Consider the following 13972-nt stretch of genomic DNA (forward strand, 5'->3'; position numbering starts at 1 on the left):
GTGTGTCAGCGGGGTCATGTCGGTTTTCGATCCGGTGCCGGGAAAAAGGAATCAGGTCTGAGCGTGCTTTAAATTTTATGCTATGGTTGACCGATTTTATAACGAACGCGTGGAAATTATGAAGGAAGGAATGAAACCTGCCAGGCTGTTCTGTTTTGGCCTCGGGTATGTGGGAAGGGCGCTCGCGGAAAATTTGCACGGCGAGGGTTGGATCGTTTCCGGCACCTGCAGGAGCGAAGAAAAAAGAAAAGAACTTGAACAGCAGGGCTGGCAGGTGTGGACGTTCGACGCTCCGGAAACGGTTCCGGATGTGTCCCATGCGCTGGCCGAGACCACGCATGTGCTCGTCACCATTGCGCCCAGGGGGGACGCGGGTGATGTGGCCCTGCACCATTTCGGCGAGCTGTTGATGTCCCTGCCGGAATGCGAATGGATCGGTTACCTCTCGACCACCGGCGTGTACGGCGACCGCGGCGGCGACTGGGTGGAAGAAGAGACGCCCCCCGCGCCGACCTTCCCGCACCAGCAACGCCGCGCCGAGGCCGAGGCGAACTGGATGCGCCTCGCCTACAAACACCGGCTTCCCGTGCACCTGTTCCGGCTGGCGGGCATTTACGGTCCGGGACGCAACCCCCTGCTCAAAGCCAGGCAGGGCACCGCGCAGCGAATCGACAAGCCCGGCCTCATGTTCGGACGCGTCCATGTGGCGGACGTGGTGCAGGTGCTGAAGGCGTCCATCGAACGGCCGCATCCGGGCCGCGTGTACAACGTGGTGGACAACTGCCCCGCCCCCCCGGCGGAGGTCACCGAGCTCGCCTGTAAACTGCTGGGCATGGAACCACCGCCTTTGGTCCCGTTTGAAGAAGCCGGTTTGAGCGAGATGGGAAAAAGTTTTTACCTGACCAACAAGCGGGTCAGCAATTTCCGCATCAAAAAGGAACTGAAGGTGCGCCTGCATTACCCGGACTACCGCGAAGGGTTGAAAGCCCTGGCCGCCAAACTGGAATGATCCGGGCGGAAGCATTGTTATAATTCCTGTACCCGGACCCCGTCGAGGTCCGCCTGCCCCAACCCCGATTCTCAAGGAGGAGCATGGACGACGCCCCGTACCGTTTGCTGTCACTCACCGGATTTTTTGTTCTCGCCCTTGTGGCCTGGGCCACCGGCAACCGCGCCCGGCCGAATGTGCGCACGGTGGCGGGGAGCCTGGTCCTCATCTGGCTGATTGGCGCCTTCACTTTCTGGTTGCCGTTCACGCGCGACGCGTTGTCGTGGGTGAACGACGCTCTGCTGGCCCTGATCGCCGCATCGCGAAAGGGCAGTGTGTTCCTGTTCGGTCCGCTGGCCCTGGGGCCCGGGGAGAGCCTGCCCGACGGGACGAAATCCATCGGTTTCGTGCTCGCCATGCAGGTATTGCCTGCGGTGATCTTTTTCTCGGCGGTGGTCGCCGGATTGTATTACCTGAATGTCATGCAGGCGGTGGTGCGGTTTTTTGCGCGCATTTTTTATCGGCTGATGGGCCTGTCCGGCGCGGAGGCCCTGTCGGCCTCCGCCAACATCTTTGTCGGCATCGAGTCCAGCCTCACCGTACGGCCGTATCTCGAACGCATGACGCGCTCGGAACTGCTCACGCTTCTTACCTGCATGATGGCGACGGTGGCCAGCACCGTGCTTGCCGTGTACGTGCTGGCATTGCAGAACGTGTTTCCACAGATCGCGGGCCACCTGGTGTCCGCGTCGATCATCTCCATCCCCTGCGCCATCCTGGTGAGCAAGCTCACCCTGCCGGAAAACGATCAGCCCGTCACCGCAGGCGAAGTGCCCGCCAAAGCGGGGTACGACGGTGGTGAGTCCCCGCCCGCCAACCTGATGGTGGCGCTCATGGACGGTGGCAAACAGGGCGTGGGAATGGCGGTGGGCATCGCCACCCTGCTGATTGTGGTGCTGGGACTGGAAGCGGTGCTGGATCTGTTGCTGAACCTCCTTCCCCAAGTGGGTGGGGAGCCGATCACGCTGGCCCGCATTTTGGGGATGCTCACGTGGCCGTTCGTGGTTCTGCTCGGGTTGGAACCCGGCGAGTGGCAGATGGCGGCCCAGATTCTAGGTTCGCGTTTCGTGGAGACGGAGGTGACGGCGTACTTCACGCTGGCGGCGGTGCAGGGAGGAGACGTCCCGGCATTCACCCCGCGTTCGCTCACCATCCTGACCTATGCACTTTGCGGTTTCGTGCACATCGCCAGCATGGGAATCTTCATCGGCGGGGTGTCGAGCCTGATGCGGAAGCGCGTGGGGGAGGTTTCGGTGCTGGGCGTGCGGGCGTTGTGGACGTCGTTTCTGGCGACCCTGCTTACAGGGTGCGTGGCCGGGGTGCTGGCGTGACGGGATTCACTCGGCGCCGCCAAACAGCAGGGACACGATGTTCCAGAAAAATGAAATGATGATGATCAACACACCGATGGCGGCGATGTACACCGAGTACGCCTCGCGTTTTTCTTTTTCCGTAAGGGGAGGGTACTTGTCCCCGTCCGGTTCGTGTCGGCCGCTCATGACGCCGGGAAGGGAAGAGTGGTGAGTCCGGGCGGCTGAAGGGTGGGGGCCATCGGTCAAACCTCGTTCTGCCGGTCGATTTCCTGCAGGAATTCGCTGACCGTGTGGACGGTGTTGAAATTTTTGAACGGTGAGACCATGCCGACGATGCAGGAGTTGAGGATGAAGGGGTCGCCGCGCTCGTGCAGGATGACCATGCTGTTGATGTAACGTTCGCGAAACCACGGCAGTTTTTTGACGTCGATCGGGATGACCATTTTTTCAAAATAGGCGGACATGCCGTATTTCTCGGTCAGATACCGCTCCAGCTCCTCCTTTTCCTCTTCCAGTAGCAGGTTGTTGACACGGCTCTGGATCCAGCGCAGGTATTCGGGGGCCGATTGCTCCTCATTCATCTCCAGTGCTTGCGGGTAATTGGCGATGATCTTGGGCACGGGCAGGGGCTCGTCACGAAAATAGACAATCCATTCGATGCGGATGTCATCTTCCTCGTGGTCCATCGTCAAACGGGTCGATGGAATCAGTGAATATGCTTTGTAAAGATTCATGTCAGGCCCTTTCTTGAGCCTCCTATTATACGAATTCAGATTCGATTTGTCTTCCCGCCTGTGGGAGAGAGCCTGACCCCAGGTTGCAGGCAATGCGAAATCCGCACGGTTGGCGAACCGGGGGCGGATCCGGCACATCCTTTTCCACTTCCTGACTATTTGAAGGAAGGGCTCAAACCGTGGGACCGGCCCAGCCGACGGTTTTAAATGTCGCCGAGCTCATCCTCTTCGAAAAATTCCTTCATGGATTCCAGGTCCGTTTTCTCAGTCAGCCGCTGTTCGGCACGGTCGATGAATTCGTTGACGGTCTTCAGGTGTTCCGGCTGGATGTTGCGGAGCATGAGGTGTTCCATCAAAAACTCTTTTTCAAAATGATCCAGCAGGCGACCGACACACCCCATTAAAAACGGGGAGAATACCGCCTCCACATCGGTGAAGTCCATGTACACGGGTTGTTTTGCTTTCAATTCCGGCAGGATTTTTTCATAAAGCCGGATGCCGTCGTCGAGCGCAATGCACCGGGTTCCGATATCCTCTTTCAGTTTGATTTCCATGATTTCAGTTCCTGGGGAATATAAGGTTTTCCCTGCATGATGCGATCCCTTATACTGAATTCAAACACCAATGCGGGCGTTTTAGCATTCAGTTCGCTTTGCCATTCGGGAGTACCAGGATTTGATGTGTCTTCGTTTCAGCCCGCTTATTCTGCTCGTTTTGGGGATGCTGCTCCCACCCGCGTTCGCGGAGAACCCGCATCATCATCCACACCGTTCGGGCCATTTGCCTTCCGTAGGGCCCGGCGAAGCGCCGCATTTTCATGAAATCGATGTGGACAAGCTGACCCGCGTGGACGATATCGCCAAACGGCCTCACGACCTGCCTCCACCCATTCAACGCAAGAAATCCGAAACCGTCAAGTTCAAGTTGGAATTCCGCGAGCTGGTGTCCACCCTGTCCCCGGATACGGAATACGTTTTCTGGACGTTTGACGGCACGGTTCCGGGCCCTTTTCTGCGCGCCCGTGTGGGCGATACGGTGGAGTTGACGCTGACCAACCATCCCACCAGCACCCATTCGCATTCCATAGACCTGCACGCGGTCACGGGTCCGGGGGGCGGATCGAAGCTTTCCGAAGTGAAACCGGGCGAGACGCGGACGATCGTATTCAAGGCGCTTCATCCCGGCGTGTACCTCTACCACTGCGCCACGCCCAACGTGCCGTCGCACATCACCAACGGCCTCTACGGACTGATCGTCATCGATCCCGAAGACGGCTGGCCCGAGGTGGATCGTGAATTCTACATCATGCAGGGCGAATTTTATACCCGTGGGGCGTTGGGAGACCGGGGATTCCAGGACTTTTCTCCTGAAAAAATGATGCAGGAGCGGCCCGAGTACATCGTGTGGAACGGCCGGGTGCGGTCCCTCACCGGCCCGGGCGCCCTTCAGGTGAAACAGGGGGAACGCATCCGCATCTTCGTCGGCAACGGCGGGGTGTCGCGCGTCCTCAATTTCCACATCATCGGGGAGATGTTTGATGTGGTCTATCCGGAAGGGGCCATGAGTCCGCCGCGGCACCGGGTGCAGACCACCCTGGTGCCTGCCGGAGGGGCGTCCGCCGTCGAACTCACCCTGGAGAATTCCGGCGATTACATCCTGCTCGACCACGCCATCGCCCGCATCGATCGCGGCTCCTACGGCCTGCTGAAAGTCGAGGGCCACCCTGTCCCCGGACTCCTGTCCACCCCCTGACCGGGGCGTTCACACTCATCATATCCCCCTTTCCAAGGCATCCTGTTTTCCTACGCAGGTGAAGAAATCCTCAATTTGATATATAATCTTTCGGCATGGATACCGTGGAAAATGAATGCTTGGAGGATGATCCTATATCAGGTTCTTCCGACAGGTCGTTTGGCTTGGTTTTCTTCGCTGTGTTTGCGGGGATCGGCCTGTGGCCCCTGCTGAACGGCGGTCCGGTGCGTCCGGTGTTTCTGGTTCTCGCCGTGGTCACACTGGGCATTGCCGGGTTGAGGCCTTCCTGGCTGTCTCCGTTCAATCGGAGATGGATTCGCCTTGGTGGGATTTTAGGAAATACAATGAGCCCGGTCATCCTCGGCATCCTGTATTTCTGCGTGGTGACGCCGACAGGGGTTTTCCTTCGTATACTAGGAAAAGACCTGTTGCGGATGCGGCGGGACCCCGCCGCTGCGAGTTACTGGATCGAACGCGATCCCCCCGGCCCGGCGCCGGAGTCGCTGATCAATCAGTTTTGACGGGAGGTTTCCGTGACGGTCGTCAAGGAATTGTGGGTGTTCATTCGGGTCCGCAAGAAGTACTGGCTGTTGCCCATCGTGACTCTGCTTCTCATGATGAGCGGGCTGGTGATTCTGACTCAGGGGTCCGCGGTGGCGCCGTTCATCTACACCCTGTTCTGATCCTGCCGGGCCATGGTTGTTCTCGGCATCTCCGCTTTTTACCACGACAGCGCGGCGGCCCTGTTGCGGGACGGAGTGGTGGTGGCCGCGGCGCAGGAAGAACGCTTCACCCGTAAAAAACACGACGCCCGCTTTCCCCGCCACGCCATCCATTCCTGCATGGAACAGGCGGGCCTCGGCCTCGCCGAAGTCGATGTCATCGCCTTCTACGACAAGCCCTTTCTGAAATTCGAACGCCTGCTGGAAACCAGCATCGCCTTCGCTCCGAAAGGATTCCGCACCTTTCATAAAGCCATTCCCGTCTGGATCAAGGACAAGCTGTTTCAAAAACCGTTGCTCCTGCGCCAATTGCGCGCCATGGGATGGGAGGGCGATCCCGACCGGGCCCTGCTGTTTTCCGAACACCACCTGAGCCATGCGGCCAGTGCCTTTTACCCGTCGCCGTTTGAGGAAGCGGCGGTGCTGACTCTCGACGGCGTCGGCGAATGGGCGACGACGTCGTTCGGCATCGGCCGCGGGCGCGAACTCACCCTGCAAAAAGAAATCCATTTCCCGCATTCGCTGGGCCTGCTCTATTCAGCGTTCACACAGTACCTCGGGTTCAAGGTGAACTCCGGAGAGTACAAGCTGATGGGGTTGGCCCCCTACGGCGAACCGCGATTCAAAGACACGATCCTTGAACACCTGATCGACGTGAAATCCGACGGCACGTTCCGGTTGAACCTGGACTGCTTCGATTACTGCACCGGCCTCACCATGACCAACACAAAGTTTCACGCGCTGTTCGGCGGTCCGCCGCGCAACGGCGACGCCGAGGTGCTGACGGAGCGGCATATGGACCTCGCGGCCTCCATTCAGTCGGTGACGGAAGAGGTCCTGCTGAAACTCACCCGCTCGATCGCCAGGGAGTCGGGCTTGAAGAACCTTTGCCTGGCGGGCGGGGTGGCGCTCAACTGCGTCGCCAACGGGCGCGTTCTGCGCGACGGGGCGTTCGAGCGCATCTGGATTCAACCCGCCTCAGGGGATGCCGGGGGCGCGCTGGGTGCGGCCTACTGCGCTTATCACCTGCATGCGGGCAACCCCCGCAGGACGGGCATTGCCCTTGACGGCATGCGGGGGGCGTTTCTGGGGCCGGAGTTTTCACAGGAGGAAATCCAGGCGCGGCTGGATGCCGCCGGGGCGCAATTTGCGGTGATGGAAGAGGGGGAAATGATCGACGCCTGCGCCGAGGCGCTGGCCGAAGGGCGCGCCGTGGGGTGGTTCCAGGGACGGATGGAGTTCGGTCCGCGGGCCCTCGGCAACCGGTCGATTCTGGCCGACCCCCGCTCGCCGGACATGCAGGCCACCCTCAACCTCAAGGTCAAAAACCGCGAGTCGTTCCGTCCCTTCGCCCCGTCCGTCCTGCGAGAGGAGGTGGCGCGCTACTTTGAAATGGACACCGACAGCCCCTACATGATGCTGGTGGCGAAGGTGGCCCGGCGGCGGCGTCGCTCCTTGACGGACGCCGATCTCTCCCGGACCGGGCTGGAACAGCTCCGCGTGGTGCGGTCCGATCTCCCCGCCGTGACGCATGTCGATTGTTCGGCCCGCATTCAAACAGTTCACAAAGAGACCAATCCCCGCTATCATGCATTGATCACGGCGTTCCAGCGACGCACCGGGTGTCCGGTGCTCGTCAACACCAGTTTCAACGTGCGCGGCGAGCCCATCGTGTGCACGCCGGAAGACGCGTTTCGCTGTTTCATGGGCACGCAGATCGACGTGCTCGCCATAGGCAACTGTTTTCTTAAGAAGGGAGAGCAGAACCCCGCTCTCATCAACAACCACGCCGGGGCGTTTGAGCTGGACTGAGCCATCCCGCCTCCTCCCCCCGCCTTTCAGGATTTCTGCACATGCTCTTAGCGGTAGACATTGGAAATACCAACATCGTCTTCGGTCTGTATGACGCGGACTGCCTGCGCACGCACTGGCGCATCCGTACGGAACGCAACCGCACGGTGGACGAGTACTGGGTTCTGGCCAACGAGTTCATCCTGCTGAACGACATCACCACCGGCACCATCGACGACATTGTCATATCCTGCGTGGTGCCGCCGCTCATCCCGGTGTTCGAGGAGTTGTCGCGCAAGTATTTCAAAACCGAACCGCTGGTGGTGGGGCCGGGCATCAAGACGGGCATTCCCATCCTTTACAAGAATCCGGCGGAAGTGGGGGCCGACCGCATCGTCAACGCCGTGGCGGGGCTGGAAAAATACGGCGGGCCGCTGATCATCGTCGATTTTGGAACGGCCATCACCTTCGACGTGGTGTCGAATAAGGGCGAGTACCTGGGCGGCGCGATTTTTCCCGGCCTGCAGATTTCGATGGAAGCGCTTTACAAAAGCACGGCAAAGCTGTCACCGGTGGACCTCGTCCGGCCGGAAAAGGTGATCGGCAAATCGACGGTGGAGAGCATTCAGGCCGGCACCATTTACGGCTTCGTCGGCATGATCGAAAACATTGTGTCGAAAATGCAGGGGGAACTGGGAGAAAAAGCGAAAGTGATCGGCACCGGCGGGCTCATCAAGGCCATCGCCGATCAGGTTCCGGTGGTCGAGGTGATCGACCCGTTTCTCACGTTGGAAGGTTTGAAAATTCTTTATGATCGAAACCGGCAGGGAAAGTGAGAAGGAGGTCCTTCACACAAAAAACCGGCTTTCCCGACTAGAGGAGGGGCTAAAACCCGGGGAGAGGAGGGACCCCAGGAAAATCAGTAGTCGAAAAAGCCGGCAACTGCATATCAGGCATGTCCATGTATTCGATTGATTCTCTATATCTCTATTTTACCGTTTGGATTTGCTTATAAACAAGCGAACCAGCCGGGCATCTTCGTCCCGATTGGATACCTTATATCCTTTAGATTCCACCCAGCGGCTAAAAGCTTCGGAAAAATTTTTCTTTTTGTCCAAAATGATTTCCAGGATGCCGTTCATTTTGACATCCTTGAAAGCCTGGTTTAACTGATCGGTCGCGCTGAAGAATGACAATCCACGGGTATCGAGCGTTTTGAACACGGTCATGGTCCCACTCCTGTTTATTAAGATGACGCTGGTCAATTAAAAGATTCTCCCCGGCAACTCCTGCCTTGGTTGTAAATATAGGACGGCAACATTAAAAGAAAATGAATGGTTCATTAATTTTTTTTAATCCTCAGGGTGGGTTACAACCGATTGATTCTATTGGAGTTTTGTTTTTATTGAAGAGTTCGGGTGGGTTGCGGGTCTTCAATCCCCCCTTTTTGCGGGAGGCTTGGTCCGACAGGTGGCCAAGGGACAGGGACGGGGCTATTTTGAGCTTCCCGGGAGGTATGGTGCCGGCCGGGGATTTGTTACAATCGGAGTGCCGGAGGGGATAATCCGGCGGTTTTCGAAAACCCTGTTTTAAAGGAAAGTCGAGAAAACAATATGGCGGTGCGAAGCGATGGAAACACGGAATATGAAGCGAACGAGCCCACCTACGAGGAGAAAGCGGAAAAACTGCACGCGGAAATCGCCCGGCAGTTGGAGCAGGATGCCTCCCGGCTGGTGTTGACCGGTCGCTACTTTGGCACCGACGAAGCCCGCATCATTGCCGAATGCGATGCGGTGAAATCGGTCAAAACCCTCGACCTGTCCGACAACCAGTTGGCGGACGAAGCCCTGATGTCGCTGTTTCAGTCGCCCAACCTGGAGCAGTTGGAGGACCTGAACCTTTCCATCAATTTCATTACCGAAACGGGGGTGAAGCAACTCGCCGAAGCTGGGGGGGTGATGGTGACGCATTTGAAGAAGCTTTCCATGGAAGACAACCGGCTGAAAGATCCCGCCGCGGTGGCGCTGGTGAACTCGCCTCATTTCGGGGAACTGGAAGAATTGAACCTGGGCTGGAATGAAGTGGCCGACGCCACCGCCGAAGCGCTGGGTACGGGTGGCAAAATGCCATGCCTGAAGACCTTGATTCTCGAGCGCAACTACATCACGGAAGCGGGAGTGCGCGCCCTGTTGGCGGGTACGGTGCTCGACGGACTGGAAGAATTGAACCTCGCGTCCAACAAGCTTTTGGGAGAAGGAGCCGTGGCACTCGCCACTCTGAAGCCTTTGCCCAACCTCAAAATCCTGTGGCTCACCAACAACGCCATCGATGACCCCGGTGCCAAGGCCATCGGCGAAAGCACCCATTTCCCCAACCTGGAAAAACTGTACATGGGCCGCAACTATTTCGGCCAGGAAGGGGGCGATGCGGTCTATTACACGAAAACACTCACCGGTCTCAAGACGCTGGTGCTGACCGAGGGCGTCGAGACCAATCCCGACTTCGTCAACTACTCCCGTCCGGAACTTCTGCGCCCGGATTATGAAGAGGAATGAGAGAGCCTGGAAACGGCCATCCCTCTCGTCAGAACACTTTCAGTTTTTCGATTTTGGAGAGTTTGGGCGATTCGCGGAGTGCCTTTTTGGCTTCGTCGGACTTGATGCGGTTGCCGCCCAGGTGCAGGTAGGTGAGGTTGGAAAACGTGTCGGAGTCGGCAAAGGCATACGCGCCTTCCTCGCCAATGCGGTTGTCCACCAGGCTGAGCGAGGTCACCTTCGTGAGGTGCGGTGAGGCGGCGAGTGCTTTCGCGCCTTCGGGACCGATGCCGTTGCATTCCAGGTTCAGCGTGTGGACCTCGCTGAACATCGGTGATTCCGCCACCACCCGCGCACCCTCGTCCCCCAGCGTGTTGGAACCCAGGTGCAGGTATTCGATCTTGCCGAGCACCCTGCTTTCAGTGATGAGGCGGATGGCCTCCGCGTTCATTTTGTTGTGGGTGATGATGAGGGAGGTCACCTTGTCGAGGGGCTCGAAGCCGGCGATCAGTTTCGCCAGCTCCACCGGGTAACCTGGATCTTCCGTGTCCATCAGTTTGGCGAAAACAAAGTGATCCTGCACTTTCAACACCACCTTGTCGCGTATGGATTCAAACAGGGCTTTCTGCACCGGGGTGAACTCCGCGCCACGCCCTGCGTAGTTTTCGCCGTCGTTGATCAGTTCTTCCCAGTTTTTCGCTTTCTTCGGTTGCGTGCTCATTTTTCTATTTTAACGATGTTCCCGCATGCGGGTTGATTGCCCATGTCGCATGCAATTCGAAACCATTTCAGGGCCGCGCTCTGCCGGCCTTCCCGGTATTTCAAAGCCCCCAGGTTGAAGCATGCGGCGTCCTCTTTCGCTGCGCAGGCCTTCTCAAACATTTTGGCTGCTTCCTTCCATTCCGGGCTGTATTGCTGGCCCCGGTTCTGGATGTAGATACCGCCCCAGATGCATGCCGTCATGTAATCCTGTTCACAGGATTTACGGAACAGGGGAATCGCTTTTTTAATTTCGTTGTCCAGGGTGATGTACTTTTTACCCCGTTCGAAACATGCGGCGGAGTTTCCTTCTTCACACAATTTGAGGAGTTTGTCCTCTTCCGCCCAGGAGGCGGAAGCCCCCAAGGCAACCAGTATTCCGGCCAACACCACAGTCTTCACAATTTTGAAAGTGTTCACGGTATGCCCTTTCCTGAAAGAGGTGAAGCCACACCCGACCTTCATGCGACAATGCGGGCATTTTAACATAACTTGGGGGCATTGTTGCCAGCGATGTCCCCGGTGGTTTTCCGCGAGCCGTGTCTTTGGTTTGCATCGGGTTTAAAAATCCACTAACCTTCATCCGTTATCGGACTTATTGATTTGAAGCTGTTTATGGTTTTGGTGGCCGCCCGTTACAGAACCCTGGGGAGGAAATGGGAATGAACATTGTGTTGATGGGCTACCGCGGAACCGGCAAGTCCGTCGTCGGCAAAATTTTGTCCAAGCAACTCAAATGGCCGCTGTTCAGCATCGACCGCATGATCATGGACGACGCGGGCTGCGACATCTCCGACATCGTGGAGCAATGCGGCTGGCCGCGCTTCCGCGAAATGGAGGCGGACGTGGTGTCCCGCGTGGCGGTGCGTGACAACTGCATCATCGACTGCGGCGGCGGCGTGGTGCTGAACCCGGACAACGTCGAGCTTCTAAAACGCAACGGCAAGGTGGTGTTGCTGGACGCCAGCCTGGAGATCATACTGGAACGGCTTCAGCGCGGCCGGGACCGCCCGCCTCTCACCGAAGGCCTGTCTTTCGAGGAGGAGCAGAAAAAGGTGTACGAAGAGCGTGCGCCTTTGTACTCCGCCGTGGCGGACATGGTGTGCGACACCAGCCGCGCCCGCCCCGGACAGACGGTCCAGCAAATCATCGAACGCATGCACAACTACGGGTGGATTTGAACCATGGAAGGCTCCCTGTTCGAAAGCCTGGTGCGCAACAGCATGACCCTCATCACTGACATCGACAAAAGCGAGTCGATGGTGGTGCACGAGGGAGACATGTTCGCCAATGCCGAGACCAGCGAAGAGCCGACCTTCAAGCTCGACCTCAACGACAAGGACGTCATCTACGACGAGCTGGAAGATTTGATGGGCTATGCCCGGCTGAAGCTGGTCAAGATGATGTACCTGGATGCCAACAGTTTCGGCGACGAAGGCGTGGCCCTCCTTGCGAAAACCGGGGCCCTCAAAAAACTTCACACCCTGTCGCTGGCCGACAACAAGCTCACCGATGCGGCCGTGGCCGCGCTGGCGGAGTCGCCCCACCTCACCCGCCTGCGCGTATTGTACCTGCATCACAACAACATCGGCGCGGCGGCGATGGAGGCGCTCGGCAACTCCGAGACCCTCTCCGGCCTGACGACGCTCTACCTGAAAGCGACGTCGCTCGGCCCCGAAGGTGCGGCGGCGCTGGCGGCGTCTTCCAAACTGAGGGGGCTCAAGGAGTTGTATCTGGACCGCACGTCCATCGGCAACGAGGGGTTGAAAGCCTTGTGCGAATCGGAGGTGCTCGACAGCGTGGAAAAACTCACCCTGCCGCACAACGGCCTCACCGACAGCGCCATCGACCTGCTGGCCGAGAGCGAGCACCTGCCGAATCTCGTCACGCTCGACCTTTACAAAAACCGTTTTACTGAAGGTTACGCGCAGAAACTGAAAAATGCGCCGAAGCTCACCCGCTTCAAGTTCCTGCAGGTGGATTGATGCCCCCGCGCACGAAATCCACCCGCTCGCGCAACCACGTCATCCCTGCCTCGCGTGCCATCCTCCGCCATTTTGACCGGCAGGACCCCGTGATGGCGGCCGTCATCCGCCAAATCGGACCCATGCGTCTCCGGCGCAACCGGAATTATTTCCAGGTGCTGTGCAAGGCGATCGTCGGCCAGCAGATCTCCACGCGCGTGGCGGATGTCATCTATGCCCGCTTTCAGGCGTTGTTCGACGGCAAACCGCCGACACCGGACCGGGTGGCGGGAGTGTCCGTCGACCGACTGCGCGCCGTCGGCCTGTCGCGTCAGAAGGCGGCCTACCTGCACGACCTGAGCGCGCGCTTTCTCGACAAGACCATCCGGCCACACCAGTTGAATTACCTGGAAAACGAAGCCATCATTGAGCGCCTGACCGCGGTTCACGGCATCGGACGCTGGACGGCGGAAATGTTCCTCATCTTTTCCCTGAACCGCATGGACGTTCTTCCGGTGGACGACCTGGGCCTGCGCGCGGCGGTGAAGATGATTTATGATTTGCCCGAAATGCCAAAGGCAAAACAGTTGCGGTCGCTGGCGGAGACGTGGCATCCTTTGGAAACGGTCGCCACCTGGTACGCGTGGCGTACGCTGGATGGAACCATCATCAATTACTGAAGGCACGACCCATGGATTTTATCGACGACAGGATCGAACGTTATGCGTTCAACCACACGCAGGATGAGGGTCCCTTGCTGACCCAGCTCAAGCAGGAAACCCATGAGAAACTGGAACTGCCGCAGATGCTGACAGGTCGGCTGGAAGGGCGGTTTCTGAAACTGCTGGTGCAGATTTTGGGCGCGAAACGTGTGCTGGAAATCGGCACCTTCAGTGGGTACAGCGCGCTGTCCATGGCGGAGGGCCTGCCGGAAGACGGACGCCTGTTCACCTGCGATGTCGATCCAGCGGCGATTGAAATGGCTAAAAAATACTTTCACCGCAGTGAGCACGGAAGCAAGATCACCCTTCTTGAAGGCGACGCTTTGAAGTCGGTTGAGAAGGTGGACGGGCCGCTCGACATGGTATTCATTGACGCGGACAAGGTCAATTACCTGAATTATTACGAAGCGGTTCTTCCGAAAGTGCGGAGCGGGGGATTGATTGTTGTGGACAATGTGCTGTGGAGCGGCCGGGTGCTGAACCCGAAGGACGAGTCAGACCACGCCATAGACGACTTCAACCGTTCGGTGCATGCCGACGACCGCGTGGAAGGAGTCCTGCTCACCGTTCGTGACGGGGTGTATTGCCTGCGTAAAAAATGAAAAGGATGTAGGCGGGCGGCCCGGGCCCATA

The 13972-nt window shown here is 58.3% G+C and carries 18 protein-coding genes; 12 read left to right on the top strand and 6 right to left on the bottom strand.

Annotated elements, in window-relative coordinates; genetic code table 11:
* Positions 1-130: 130 nt before the first annotated feature.
* Both ACTRW9_RS04715 and ACTRW9_RS04720 read left to right on the top strand, forming a co-directional pair.
* Positions 131-1009 carry an SDR family oxidoreductase gene (locus ACTRW9_RS04715; protein WP_442428491.1) on the top strand — a complete coding sequence of 293 codons (879 nt, stop codon included), beginning with the start codon at positions 131-133 and terminating at the stop codon, positions 1007-1009.
* Positions 1010-1092: 83 nt separating this feature from the next.
* The gene (locus ACTRW9_RS04720; RefSeq protein ID WP_442428492.1) at positions 1093-2379 is read left to right on the top strand and encodes a NupC/NupG family nucleoside CNT transporter; all 1287 of its coding nucleotides are present in this window, start codon (positions 1093-1095) and stop codon (positions 2377-2379) included.
* 6 nt (positions 2380-2385) lie between these two features.
* Here the strand turns inward: ACTRW9_RS04720 and ACTRW9_RS04725 are convergent, their stop codons facing one another.
* The 3 genes from ACTRW9_RS04725 to ACTRW9_RS04735 all read right to left on the bottom strand — a co-directional run bounded on the left by ACTRW9_RS04725 (position 2386) and on the right by ACTRW9_RS04735 (position 3649).
* On the bottom strand, positions 2386-2547 hold the full coding sequence (locus tag ACTRW9_RS04725) for a hypothetical protein (RefSeq protein WP_442428493.1): 162 nt from the start codon (positions 2545-2547) through the stop codon (positions 2386-2388).
* A gap of 56 nt (positions 2548-2603) precedes the next feature.
* Entirely contained in the window at positions 2604-3095 is a 492-nt protein-coding gene (locus ACTRW9_RS04730) for a hypothetical protein (protein ID WP_442427803.1), read from the bottom strand.
* Positions 3096-3298: 203 nt separating this feature from the next.
* Positions 3299-3649 carry an STAS-like domain-containing protein gene (locus tag ACTRW9_RS04735; protein WP_442428494.1) on the bottom strand — a complete coding sequence of 117 codons (351 nt, stop codon included), beginning with the start codon at positions 3647-3649 and terminating at the stop codon, positions 3299-3301.
* A gap of 124 nt (positions 3650-3773) precedes the next feature.
* On the opposite strand from ACTRW9_RS04735, the gene nirK reads away from it, so the two are divergent.
* From nirK to ACTRW9_RS04760, 5 genes are all read left to right on the top strand, one after another.
* Positions 3774-4847 (top strand): copper-containing nitrite reductase, encoded by a 1074-nt coding sequence (nirK, locus tag ACTRW9_RS04740; RefSeq protein ID WP_442428495.1) that lies wholly within the window; start codon positions 3774-3776, stop codon positions 4845-4847.
* A gap of 164 nt (positions 4848-5011) precedes the next feature.
* On the top strand, positions 5012-5368 hold the full coding sequence (locus ACTRW9_RS04745) for an SxtJ family membrane protein (protein ID WP_442428496.1): 357 nt from the start codon (positions 5012-5014) through the stop codon (positions 5366-5368).
* A 12-nt stretch (positions 5369-5380) separates the two neighbouring features.
* A complete protein-coding gene (locus ACTRW9_RS04750; RefSeq protein WP_005005875.1) occupies positions 5381-5530 on the top strand; it encodes a DUF5989 family protein in 150 nt (49 codons plus the stop codon).
* Positions 5531-5542: 12 nt separating this feature from the next.
* Positions 5543-7381 carry a carbamoyltransferase family protein gene (locus ACTRW9_RS04755; RefSeq protein ID WP_442428497.1) on the top strand — a complete coding sequence of 613 codons (1839 nt, stop codon included), beginning with the start codon at positions 5543-5545 and terminating at the stop codon, positions 7379-7381.
* A 41-nt stretch (positions 7382-7422) separates the two neighbouring features.
* Positions 7423-8196, top strand: coding sequence for a type III pantothenate kinase (locus ACTRW9_RS04760; RefSeq protein WP_442428498.1), 774 nt, complete (start codon positions 7423-7425; stop codon positions 8194-8196).
* A 156-nt stretch (positions 8197-8352) separates the two neighbouring features.
* On the opposite strand, the gene ACTRW9_RS04765 is transcribed toward ACTRW9_RS04760, so the two are convergent.
* Complete coding sequence (locus ACTRW9_RS04765; RefSeq protein WP_005005869.1) at positions 8353-8589, bottom strand: sulfurtransferase TusA family protein; 237 nt, start codon at positions 8587-8589, stop codon at positions 8353-8355.
* 384 nt (positions 8590-8973) lie between these two features.
* On the opposite strand from ACTRW9_RS04765, the gene ACTRW9_RS04770 reads away from it, so the two are divergent.
* Entirely contained in the window at positions 8974-9915 is a 942-nt protein-coding gene (locus ACTRW9_RS04770) for a hypothetical protein (protein WP_442428499.1), read from the top strand.
* A gap of 28 nt (positions 9916-9943) precedes the next feature.
* On the opposite strand, the gene ACTRW9_RS04775 is transcribed toward ACTRW9_RS04770, so the two are convergent.
* Both ACTRW9_RS04775 and ACTRW9_RS04780 read right to left on the bottom strand, forming a co-directional pair.
* Positions 9944-10615 (bottom strand): hypothetical protein, encoded by a 672-nt coding sequence (locus tag ACTRW9_RS04775; protein ID WP_442428500.1) that lies wholly within the window; start codon positions 10613-10615, stop codon positions 9944-9946.
* Positions 10612-11073, bottom strand: coding sequence for a tetratricopeptide repeat protein (locus ACTRW9_RS04780; protein WP_442428501.1), 462 nt, complete (start codon positions 11071-11073; stop codon positions 10612-10614). Before ACTRW9_RS04780 ends, ACTRW9_RS04775 begins: the two co-directional genes overlap by 4 nt.
* Before the next feature lie 242 nt (positions 11074-11315).
* Here ACTRW9_RS04780 and ACTRW9_RS04785 point away from each other — a divergent pair, with 242 nt between their 5' ends.
* The 4 genes from ACTRW9_RS04785 to ACTRW9_RS04800 are packed head-to-tail and all read left to right on the top strand — an operon-like array spanning position 11316 to position 13941.
* Positions 11316-11834 (top strand): shikimate kinase, encoded by a 519-nt coding sequence (locus tag ACTRW9_RS04785; RefSeq protein ID WP_442427795.1) that lies wholly within the window; start codon positions 11316-11318, stop codon positions 11832-11834.
* Positions 11835-11837: 3 nt separating this feature from the next.
* Entirely contained in the window at positions 11838-12638 is an 801-nt protein-coding gene (locus ACTRW9_RS04790; protein WP_442427794.1) for a hypothetical protein, read from the top strand.
* Positions 12638-13297: a DNA-3-methyladenine glycosylase family protein gene (locus ACTRW9_RS04795; protein WP_442428502.1), complete on the top strand. Its 660-nt coding sequence runs from the start codon at positions 12638-12640 to the stop codon at positions 13295-13297. Before ACTRW9_RS04790 ends, ACTRW9_RS04795 begins: the two co-directional genes overlap by 1 nt.
* Before the next feature lie 11 nt (positions 13298-13308).
* Positions 13309-13941 carry an O-methyltransferase gene (locus ACTRW9_RS04800; RefSeq protein ID WP_442427792.1) on the top strand — a complete coding sequence of 211 codons (633 nt, stop codon included), beginning with the start codon at positions 13309-13311 and terminating at the stop codon, positions 13939-13941.
* The last annotated feature ends 31 nt before the right edge of the window (positions 13942-13972 follow it).

This window comes from Nitrospina sp. 32_T5, assembly GCF_052156635.1.
Taxonomy (GTDB): Bacteria; Nitrospinota; Nitrospinia; order Nitrospinales; family Nitrospinaceae; genus Nitrospina.